The sequence below is a fragment of the Secundilactobacillus collinoides DSM 20515 = JCM 1123 genome (genome assembly GCF_001435975.1).
Classification (GTDB): Bacteria; Bacillota; Bacilli; order Lactobacillales; family Lactobacillaceae; genus Secundilactobacillus; species Secundilactobacillus collinoides.
The window spans coordinates 1-10,666 of sequence record NZ_AYYR01000112.1 but is presented as its reverse complement, the minus strand read 5'-3'; the positions used below and the strand labels follow the sequence as shown (position 1 = coordinate 10,666).

8 protein-coding genes are annotated in these 10,666 nt (G+C 45.3%); all 8 read left to right on the top strand.

Translation table 11 applies throughout. The annotated features are described in order from the left end of the window. The first annotated feature begins 595 nt into the window (after positions 1-595). Positions 596-988, top strand: a complete 393-nt coding sequence (locus FC82_RS14335) for an FtsB family cell division protein (protein WP_054760652.1) — start codon at positions 596-598, stop codon at positions 986-988. Positions 989-1,306: 318 nt separating this feature from the next. Then, positions 1,307-1,852: a S1 domain-containing RNA-binding protein gene (locus FC82_RS14330; RefSeq protein ID WP_054760650.1), complete on the top strand. Its 546-nt coding sequence runs from the start codon at positions 1,307-1,309 to the stop codon at positions 1,850-1,852. A 189-nt stretch (positions 1,853-2,041) separates the two neighbouring features. Further along, positions 2,042-3,403: a tRNA lysidine(34) synthetase TilS gene (gene tilS, locus FC82_RS14325; RefSeq protein ID WP_056997347.1), complete on the top strand. Its 1,362-nt coding sequence runs from the start codon at positions 2,042-2,044 to the stop codon at positions 3,401-3,403. Between the two features lie 11 nt (positions 3,404-3,414). Then, positions 3,415-3,957, top strand: coding sequence for a hypoxanthine phosphoribosyltransferase (gene hpt, locus FC82_RS14320; protein WP_056997346.1), 543 nt, complete (start codon positions 3,415-3,417; stop codon positions 3,955-3,957). Between the two features lie 102 nt (positions 3,958-4,059). Then, positions 4,060-6,216, top strand: a complete 2,157-nt coding sequence (gene ftsH / locus FC82_RS14315; protein ID WP_056997345.1) for an ATP-dependent zinc metalloprotease FtsH — start codon at positions 4,060-4,062, stop codon at positions 6,214-6,216. Positions 6,217-6,696: 480 nt separating this feature from the next. Further along, entirely contained in the window at positions 6,697-7,584 is an 888-nt protein-coding gene (gene hslO, locus FC82_RS14310; RefSeq protein WP_056997344.1) for an Hsp33 family molecular chaperone HslO, read from the top strand. Positions 7,585-7,678: 94 nt separating this feature from the next. Then, positions 7,679-8,674: a tRNA dihydrouridine synthase DusB gene (dusB, locus tag FC82_RS14305; protein ID WP_056997343.1), complete on the top strand. Its 996-nt coding sequence runs from the start codon at positions 7,679-7,681 to the stop codon at positions 8,672-8,674. Between the two features lie 109 nt (positions 8,675-8,783). Continuing rightward, entirely contained in the window at positions 8,784-10,256 is a 1,473-nt protein-coding gene (gene lysS / locus FC82_RS14300; protein WP_054760715.1) for a lysine--tRNA ligase, read from the top strand. Positions 10,257-10,666: the final 410 nt, after the last annotated feature.

The window sequence follows — 10,666 nt, the reverse complement described above, 5'->3', positions numbered from 1 at the left end:
CGACTCTGGGCAGAAAAGTCCGGGTCTGACTTTTCTGCCCAGAGTCGCTTCTGCAGTAGCCTTCTGCCTTGCGTAACTCGTTTCGGCAAGGTTGCCAAAGAGCACGTCGCAATGACTGAAAAGGTGGATGCAGCCAAAATATGCTGCTTTACGAATCACTTCATCGTGCAAATCCTTGGCACTTGGCACTAATATTTTAAATTAACGCACATCACAAAAATAGCCTTCTCTCTAATGAATTAAGAGAGAAGGCTTTTTGTGGTGTCATATTCTGTATTCAGAAGAGAAGCACTGGTTTTTAGCCAGTGGGAGACCTTTCTATCGGCTAAAGACTAAATCAACACAGACGCACTGCTAATTTGGCGTCGAAATGGCGTCTGAAAAACAAGGCCTTGAATCCAGCGGGTTTCGCTCACAAAAGCCTAGTACGAGCTTCCGTGGTCAAAATCCGCCAAGTGTCACTTTTTTAACATCTTTATCTACACGCTTATTTTACATTTCTGTAACTTTTCCTGAATCCGTTTTAAACCGTATGGACAAGGGCTTGATGAGTTGCTATACTCATCTTAAAGCTACTTTCCTGGGAGGGGTAAAGATGGCAAAAAAGGGAAACGTTACACATCTTAATAATGATTACACAAGACAGGTTGCCGCTGCGCACACTGAGACAAAGCAGTTATTGGCCAAGCGTAGAAGAAAACGAGCTGTGATTATGGCGGCGTTTTTCATCGTTGTTTTTTTGGGTTTAGGGGCCCAGATAATTCATACGAAGATTGCAATGGGGGAAACGACCCAGCAAATCTCAAATCGCAAGACCAGATTGGGTTCGACGAAGAAGACATCCTCACGCTTGCAAGAGCACGTTGAACTATTGAACAACAAGTCCTATCTTGAAAAGTTAATTCGATCAAAATACTATTATTCAAAGTCTGGTGAGACGATTTACAGTCTGCCGACAGATAAGGCCAGCGACGTTACTGCCAAGTAGGATCGTGTTGGTTTCAAAATGAATAGTAGTTAATTCCCGTCGCACCAGCCCAACTTACCGAGTACGTTTCATTCTCAGCTAATTGGGGTTGTCTGCAACGGGAATTTTGAGTTATTTGGTTCATTGGCGTAAAATGGATTCGGTTACAAAACAAATCATTTTATGAAAACAGGTTAGCTACTGGGGTTAGCACTTCTTTGCCGATGCTAACAGCTTAATAATGAAAATACGATTAAGAATTCATGGGATTGTTCCATTTGGATTCTAGATAATTGTGCTATAATATTAGTACATATTTTAAGGAGGAAATTCTTTTTTATGGCAATCGAGGTTGGAACAAAAGTCGCTGGCAAGGTTTCAGGTATCACAAACTTTGGTGCATTCATCGATTTAGGTGAGCACAAAACCGGCTTGGTTCACATCAGTGAGGTGTCTGACGGCTTCGTGAAGGATATCCACGATGTATTAAGTATTGGCGACACAGTCACCGTCAAAGTTTTATCTATTGGTGATGATGGCAAGATCGCTTTATCAATTCGCAAGGCAAAAGATCACCCAGAAGGTGAACATGACCATCATGAACATCATTCGCGTGATCACCACGATAATAATAACAATCATCATGAGGGCCACCGTGATAATCACCATGACAATAATGGTCATTATAATGGCGGCAACGGCGGTAATAATCATTACCGTAGTAACAACAATGGTGGCCGTTCTCACAACGCCCACTCCTCAAACCATAAGGAGAGTTTTGACGATCTAATGTCTGGTTTTCTAAAGGAAAGCGAAGACCGGTTAGCAACTCTTAAACGTAATACTGAGGGTAAGCGCGGCGGTCGTGGCGGTCGTCGCAGCTAGGCCTTGAACCGCTGACTTCAGTTGCTGATAGTCCAGGTTAAAAAACCTTGGTGAAAGAGGACTGGTCGGTATTTTAAGACAATCACACTCATTTGGCCATTGAGTAATCGCGGGTCGCTAAGCAAATCCAATTTAGGGTTTCGCTTAGCGGCTCTTTATTTTTAGTGGGGATTTGAAAGGAGAGACAACATGGATCTTCAACAACGCTTCGACCATTTGATTGCTGAACAACACTGGTTTTCACGTCAAGATACGGTTGTGGCTGCTGTCTCAACGGGTGTTGACTCGATGACACTGTTGACACTGCTGATGCGGTTACCTATGGCAAATCGGCCCCGGTTGGTGGTTGCCCATGTTAATCACCAGTTACGGGCACAGAGCAGTACAGAAGCCGCTTTTTTAAAAGACTACTGTGTCGAGCATCACTTAATGTTTGAACAAGCCGTGTGGCCAGTTGCAGACCATCCCAAGACCGGTATGGAGGCTGCTGCTAGAGCATTCCGGTACACCTTTTTTAAACGAGTTATGTTGACACATCAAGCGACGGTCTTAGTGACCGCACACCACGGCGATGATCAAGTGGAAACAATATTGATGAAACTTATTCGCGGTGGAGATCTGCATCAATTGAGCGGCATTCAACGCAGTCAGTCGTTTGGCAATGGCCAACTTGTGCGGCCGTTACTGGATTATGGCAAGGCAGAACTTAAACTGTTTGCGCAATCACGGCGTTTGACCTGGTACGAGGATGCCACTAACCAGAATGATGATGTTTTGCGCAATCGTATGCGTCACCAGGTGGTACCTTTACTTAAACGGGAAAATCCGCGGCTTTTAGCGCATGTACAACACTATGCGGATGAACTGAATACAAGGATGATGTTAAGCGATGAAGTAATCTCGAAGTATGTTGACCGGCTGACTGTGTCAACGATGCCGCCAATTGGGGATGTGCGCGGCTTTAAGCTTGTGCCCAAGCCATTACAGAGCCCAGTTATTCAGGCGTTTTTGACGCGAGCGGGTGCCGAACCGGCGACTCACGTTGCGGATATTGTCCAATTGTTAACAGGGTCGCGCCCACAGGGAGAAGTGGCCCTCGGAAATCATTTTCTGCTGCTTAAAACGTACACCTATTTTTCGGTGACAAATGACGCAAAACTTGCTGAAAAACCACGTGTGCAAATGAAAAATGTGGTAGTATCTAACCAGTGGGTTCACGTGACAAAATGGTTAACAATCCGGTTGATAGCAACGGACCGGCCAGCAACAACGGACAATGATCGAATGTCCGTGACGCTGACGTCAGCCGAACTGCCGTTGATCGTGCGTGACGCGCAACCCAGTGATCGCATTCAATTGAAGCAAGGTGGTCATAAGTCGGTACGCCGTCTTTTGATCGACCACAAAATACCCAACGCAAAACGGAACCGTCAGTTAGTGGTGGTAACGGCCATGGGTGAGGTGTTGTGGTTGGTTGGCATTCAGCGTAGTTTTCGCGAACCACGGTCAAGCGGCCAAACGTTCGAGATTCAACTGAGACTGCCAAATTAAAGGAGAAAAAGATGAATAACGATATCGAACGCGTGTTATACAGTCAGGATGACATTAAAGCTGCGTGCCAGCGATTAGGGGCACAGCTGACCCAGGACTATGCGGGTAAGAAGCCGCTGGTTATCGGGGTTCTTAAAGGTGTTATTTTTTTCATGACTGACCTGTTACGTGAGATGGACCTCATGGCTGACATTGATTTTATTGATGTGTCCAGTTATCACGGTGGTACTGCTTCAAGTGGTCAGGTGACTTTGGAACAAGACATCAGTGTTGATATTAAAGATCGTGATGTCATTATCGTGGAAGATATCTTGGATAGCGGTCGGACGCTGGCTTACCTCAAGAATCTGCTTGAAGCCCGGAATCCGCGGTCATTTAAAATCTGTACGCTGCTAGATAAACCTGAAGGACGAACGGTGGAAGCTAAGGCAGACTACGTCGGATTTGATGTTCCAAACGAGTTCCTCGTGGGTTACGGTTTGGACTATCAGGAATTCTATCGAAATCTCCCATATGTGGGTGTTTTAAAACCCGAAGTTTATGCGAATAAATAATTAGTCAAACAAGGTCAAATGTGATAATATATTGACTATCAAGCAAGGGAATATCCCTAGTTTCGTTCCTAACTACGGGAACCGTGAGTAAGGAGGCACTAAATGAACAATAAGAGAAATGGACTCTTTAGAAATAGTCTGTTTTACATTGTGATCTTCCTGTTGATCATGGGGGTTGTTTACTTTTTTCAAGGCAACAACTCAAACTCGCAATCCCAAGAAATTCAATCCAGTGAGTTTATTCAACAGTTAAAGCAAAACAAGATTAAAAAGTTCTCCGTTCAACCGTCCGGTGGCGTTTACAAAGTTACCGGTGAGTATCGGACTGCTCAAAAGTCTAAAGAATCCACGACTGGCTTTACTCTTGGTGGGAGCACAAGTTCAAAGGTAACAAGTTTCTCAACGGCGATTTTGGAAAACAACTCGTCCGTTCAAGAAATGACACGTTATGCGCGGGATCATAGCGTCAAGATGAATACAAAGGCGGAGGAATCTAGTGGTTTCTGGATCAATCTGCTGGTGTATGTGGTACCACTGCTTGCATTCATCTTCTTCTTCTACATGATGATGGGTCAAGCTGGCCAAGGCGGCGGCAATGGTCGGGTGATGAACTTTGGGAAATCCAAGGCCAAGCCTGCTGACAGCAAAGAGAATAAGGTTCGTTTCTCTGATGTTGCTGGTGAGGAAGAGGAAAAGCAAGAACTTGTCGAAGTCGTTGAATTTTTGAAGGATCCAAGGAAATTCATATCCCTGGGTGCCCGGATACCATCGGGTGTGTTACTCGAGGGGCCTCCCGGTACAGGTAAAACATTGCTGGCCAAAGCCGTTGCTGGTGAAGCTGGCGTACCATTCTTCTCAATTTCTGGTTCAGACTTCGTTGAAATGTTCGTTGGTGTTGGTGCCAGCCGTGTTCGTGATTTGTTTGAACAGGCAAAGAAGAGCGCGCCATCGATCATCTTCATTGATGAAATTGATGCCGTTGGTCGGCAACGTGGTAACGGCATGGGCGGCGGTCACGATGAACGTGAACAAACCCTGAACCAATTGTTGGTTGAAATGGACGGGTTTACGGGTAACGAAGGGGTCATTGTGATGGCCGCTACCAACCGTTCTGACGTTTTGGATCCGGCTTTGCTTCGTCCTGGTCGTTTTGACCGGAAGATTTTGGTTGGCCGTCCTGACGTCAACGGTCGTGAAGCTATTCTTAAAGTTCACGCCCGGAACAAGCCATTGGCGAACGATGTTGATTTGAAAGAAATTGCCAAGCAGACACCTGGATTCGTTGGTGCCGACTTGGAAAACCTTTTGAACGAAGGTGCTTTGCTGGCCGCTCGTCGTAATAAGACGGCGATTGACGCCGGCGATATCGATGAAGCCGAAGACCGGGTTATTGCCGGGCCAGCTAAGCGGAATCGGGTCATTAGTAAGACGGAACGTGAAACAGTGGCATACCATGAAGCTGGGCATACCATCGTTGGATTGGTCTTAAATGATGCTCGGGTCGTTCATAAGGTAACCATCGTGCCACGTGGTCGTGCTGGCGGATACGCTATCATGTTACCGCGTGAAGACCAAATGCTCATGAGTAAGAAGGACGCCATGGAACAAATCGCCGGGTTGATGGGTGGTCGTTCAGCTGAAGAAATCATCTTCAACTCTGAATCATCTGGGGCCTCAAACGACTTCGAGCAGGCAACACAAATTGCCCGCGCTATGGTAACCCAATACGGGATGAGTGAAAAGGTTGGGACAGTGGCGCTTGAAAGTGCTAGTGGTCAATCAATGGGCGGCAACCCATACGGTCCAAGTTATTCAGGAGAAACGGCTGCGGCCATCGATGAAGAAGTTCGTCGTCTCTTGAACGAGGGTCACGAAACTGCCAAGAAGATCATTTCTGAACACCTTGAACAGCATAAGCTGATTGCACAAGCCTTACTCAAGTACGAAACGCTTGATGAAAAGCAAATTCTCAGCTTGTTTAACACAGGCGAAATGCCTTCAAAAGATCATGATTCTGAATTTCCTAGTGAAAAGGCCGCTACTTTCGAACAGTCCAAGCGTGAACTTGAACGTCGTGAAGCAGCGCGTCATCAAGAACAGGAAACTGATACAGAAAACAAGACTGATCAATCAGCCGATGAAAAGACGGATGACCAAACAGAAGCATCAAAACCTTCTGATGATCAAAAGCCGGACTCAACGGACGAAGAATCAACCTCTGATAAACCTCACGATGACGATTCTGATCATCAGGCTTAACAGCTTGAAAACCGTTAGCAGATATTGCTGACGGTTTTTTAGTTTGACATAAAAGACAGTCGGGGTGATGGTCAATCAAACCGTTTCGGCAGCATCGGGTGGTGGATTGGCGTTTTTCAGCTTGGCATTGTGCTGCATCCTGTACGCTGTTCGTCATTGTTACTTGGGTTACAGACCCGGTCTGCACAGACGCTTGCTCATTTGGCGTTGAAACGTGCTCCGGAAGGCGCCTTCAATCGCTATTTTCCTGCACACTGTTCGTCATTGTTACTTGGGCTACAGACCCGGTCTGCCTAGACGCTTGTTCATTTGGCGTCGAAACGTGCTCCAGAAGGCAGAGGGCTCCTGCATAAGGGCAAGATGGTATCAAGCCAAGGGCGGGCTTGATACCATCTTGCCCTTATGCTCCGCCCTCTAAACGTCTTCTTCCGCACTCTGTGTTATACTATCCAAGACGCATTCAAGGAGGAAACCAAAAACATGTCAGATTATTTAATTAAAAGTTTAGTCGACAACGATCAGTTCCGGGCCTACGCAGTTGATGCTACCGAACTGGTTCGTGAAGCGCAACGTCGGCACGATACCTGGGCTGCTTCTTCCGCAGCACTTGGTCGGTCACTCGTTGCCACTTTATTGTTATCTTCATCTGTCCTCAAAGGTGAGGAAACAATGACAGTTCGTATTAATGGCGGCGGACCAGTTGGCGGGATTGTTATTGATGGAAACGCAAAGGGGACGGTTAAGGGTTATCTGCAGGAACCACATGTGAACCTTCCTTTGAACGATCACCATAAAATTGATGTTTCCAAAGCAGTTGGCGTGAACGGATTTTTGTCAGTTACCAAAGACCTTGGCTTAGATCAGCCCTATACTGGGCAGGTACCGCTCGCTTCAGGCGAGATCGGCGATGATTTCACGTTCTATCTTGCTCAGTCTGAACAAATTCCATCAGCTGTTGGGGTTTCGGTCTTTGTTAACGAAGATAATTCAATTCAGGTTGCGGGTGGTTTCTTAATTCAAGTTATGCCGGATGCTTCGGATGACGCGATTGCACATTTGGAAAAACGATTAAAAGAAGTCCCAATGGTTTCAGAATTACTGTTAGCCGGACAGAAACCAGAAGACATGCTGAACCTATTATTTGGAGAAGACAATGTTAATTTACTGGACAAAATGCCGGTAGCGTTTAAATGTGACTGTTCAAAGGCTGAATTTGCGAAGGCACTAGCCAGCCTGCCGACCAATCAGTTGGAAACGCTCATTAATGAAGATCATCACGCCGAAACGGTTTGCCATTTCTGCCGCAACAAGTATCAGTTCAGTGAAGATGAACTGAAGACCATTTTAGCCAGCAAAAAAGCAAAATAAGTCGGGTACAATTTTACGCAGGAATGTGCTATTATTACTAGCGCAGTTTAAAAAAACGATCACAACACAGTAAAGAGATTTAAGAGGTGAGCATATGGAATGGCAAATTGGCGATGTGAAAATTGCTAACCAGGTTGTAGTAGCGCCCATGGCGGGTGTCACAAATTCGGCCTTTCGTGTCATTTGTAAAGAGTTTGGTGCCGGTTTAGTAGTCTGTGAAATGATTTCAGATCGCGGCATTATGTACCATAACCAAAAAACGTTAGACATGATGTTTGTGGATGCTGTTGAGCATCCGATGAGCATTCAAATCTTTGGCGGTAGTAAAGACACGCTGGTTCAAGCAGCCAAATTTGTCGACCAGCACACAGCAGCGGATATTATTGACATTAATATGGGCTGTCCAGTGAACAAAGTCGTAAAAACGGATGCCGGAGCGAAGTGGCTGCTGGATCCAAACAAGGTTTATGAAATGGTATCGTACGTGACAGATGCTGTTAAAAAACCGGTAACCGTAAAAATGCGGATCGGTTGGGATCTGGATCATGTTTACGCAGTCGAAAATGCTTTAGCAGCTGAACGGGCTGGTGCGTCTGCGTTGGCAATGCACGGCCGAACCCGGAAACAAATGTATGAAGGTCATGCTAATTGGGATGTGTTGAAAGATGTTGCCAGTGAGTTAACAATTCCATTTATGGGTAACGGGGACGTGAAAACACCGGAAGACGCCAAGCGGATGCTGGATTATGTCGGTGCTGACGCTGTCATGATCGGTCGGGCAGCCATGGGCAACCCCTGGATGCTCAAACAAACCGAACATTACTTGGAGACTGGCGAGTTGATTGAGGAACCGAGTCCTGCTCAGAAAATCCAGACGGCTAAGGAACACCTTCACCGATTGGTCGAACTGAAGGGCGCCTACGTTGGACCACGAGAGTTTCGCGGTCAGGCAGCATACTACCTTAAAGGCATCTCCCATTCTGCCAGAACAAAAGCAGCACTGAACAACGCTGAAACTGAACAGGAAATGATTGACTTGTTTGACCAGTTTTTGGACAAATTGGCCGCTTTACCCGCACGTCGGCGTTAAAATCCTCAAAAAGCAGGCAAAAGAGCTTGCTTTTTTTATTGAGGGTTGGCATGATTAAAAAGGTAGAACTAAATATGGAGGTATTAGTGTGGCTGGAAAAGATAAAGAAATGAACGACCAAATGCGTGTTCGTCGCGAAAAGATGAATGAATTGCGTGAAAACGGGATCGACCCGTTTGGTCATCGATTTGAACGGACTTACCTGGCACAACAGTTACAAGATGAGTTTGGTGAAATGGATAAGGATGAGCTAAACGACCTTGGCAAGACTGCAGTGATTGCTGGTCGGATGGTGTCAAAGCGCGGCAAGGGTAAGGTTGGTTTCGCCGACTTGCAGGACCGGACTGGCAGAATCCAAATTTATGTGCGTAAGGATATTCTGGGTGACGATGTGTACCATATCTTCAAACGTTCTGATATCGGGGATCATTTGGGTATCGAAGGCGACATTATTAAAACGGATATGGGTGAGCTGACCATTCGGGCAACACACTTAACCTTCCTATCTAAAGCATTGCGTCCATTACCTGAAAAATACCATGGGTTGCAAGATAAGGAACAAATTTACCGTCAACGGTATTTGGATCTAATTTCGAACCCTGATAGTTTTGAGCGTTTTAAGAAACGCAGTAAGATTATCACCGCTATTCGGGCATACTTGGATGGCGAAGACTTTACTGAGGTTGAGACGCCGGTTTTGCACAATCAAGCTGGTGGTGCGAACGCACGACCATTTATTACTCACCACAATGCCTTAAATATTGACCTTTATCTGCGGATAGCGCTGGAATTGCATTTAAAGCGTCTGATTGTTGGCGGGATGGAGCGTGTTTACGAGATTGGGCGTGTGTTCCGGAATGAGGGGATGGATACGCGTCATAACCCTGAATTTACCATGCTTGAAACGTACGTGGCGTACTTTGATTTTCATGATGTCATGGATGAAACGGAAGGCATTATTAAAGCAGCTGCTAAAGCAGTCACTGATGATGGTGTTATTTCATTTCAAGGACACACGATTGATCTTAATAAGGACTTTGCTCGGGTTCATATGGTCGATGCAATCAAGGAATATACTGGTGTCGATTTCTGGCCGAAAATGAGCGATGACGCCGCAAAGAAGTTGGCTGATGACAATGGTATTCACTACGAATCCTATTGGAAAGTTGGTCATATTATCAACGCGTTCTTTGAAGAGAAGGTTCAGGATAAGTTGGAACAGCCAACCTTTATCTATGGCCACCCAGTGGAAATCTCTCCATTAGCAAAGAAGAACCCAGATGACGCTAGGTTTACTGACCGGTTTGAACTTTATATTACTGGTAACGAGTTTGCGAACGCGTTTACTGAGCTGAATGATCCTATCAATCAGCGGCAACGTTTTGAAGCACAAGTGGCAGAACGTGAAGCGGGTAACGATGAAGCTGAGGGTATTGATGAAGATTTCATTGAGGCCTTGGAATATGGTATGCCGCCTACAGGTGGATTAGGGATTGGTATTGATCGCTTAGTCATGCTGTTAACGGATGCAGATTCAATTCGCGATGTCTTGTTGTTCCCAACAATGCGTCAAGAAGACTAGAATAAAACGGATAATTAATCGTTTAAAGTAAGAGTCAGGTTAAGAATTTAGCCTGGCTCTTATTTTTATGCGTTTTTTTGAAATAAAATGGCAAACAGTATTGACCCTGACTTTGGAAGCTGGTATAGTTATTAGCGTTGTCACTGAGGCAAACGAGTGGTATGTTCCGGTTGATTGAATATCCATTCAAACTATTTATAAAAAAACATTGACGAAGATTCGTCACCATGTTATTCTTATAAAGTTGCTTCAACGGATCAGCGATAGTTTGAAAAAAGTTTTTCAAACTTATTATTGACACGTTAAAGACAGCGAGATACAATTAAATAGCTGATTCGAAAGGGAGTCAGCTAAGTAGACCTTTGAAAACTGAACAAAGTTTTGTTTCACAAAGTGCAGGGCATATCAAC

Excerpts from the sequence above, each read along its gene's own strand:
- hpt (WP_056997346.1), top strand. The coding sequence starts at position 3,415 with ATGAATAACGATATCGAACGCGTGTTATACAGTCAGGATGACATTAAA.
- lysS (WP_054760715.1), top strand. The coding sequence starts at position 8,784 with ATGAACGACCAAATGCGTGTTCGTCGCGAAAAGATGAATGAATTGCGT.
- tilS (WP_056997347.1), top strand. The coding sequence starts at position 2,042 with ATGGATCTTCAACAACGCTTCGACCATTTGATTGCTGAACAACACTGG.
- FC82_RS14330 (WP_054760650.1), top strand. The coding sequence starts at position 1,307 with ATGGCAATCGAGGTTGGAACAAAAGTCGCTGGCAAGGTTTCAGGTATC.
- dusB (WP_056997343.1), top strand. The coding sequence starts at position 7,679 with ATGGAATGGCAAATTGGCGATGTGAAAATTGCTAACCAGGTTGTAGTA.
- FC82_RS14335 (WP_054760652.1), top strand. The coding sequence starts at position 596 with ATGGCAAAAAAGGGAAACGTTACACATCTTAATAATGATTACACAAGA.
- ftsH (WP_056997345.1), top strand. The coding sequence starts at position 4,060 with ATGAACAATAAGAGAAATGGACTCTTTAGAAATAGTCTGTTTTACATT.
- hslO (WP_056997344.1), top strand. The coding sequence starts at position 6,697 with ATGTCAGATTATTTAATTAAAAGTTTAGTCGACAACGATCAGTTCCGG.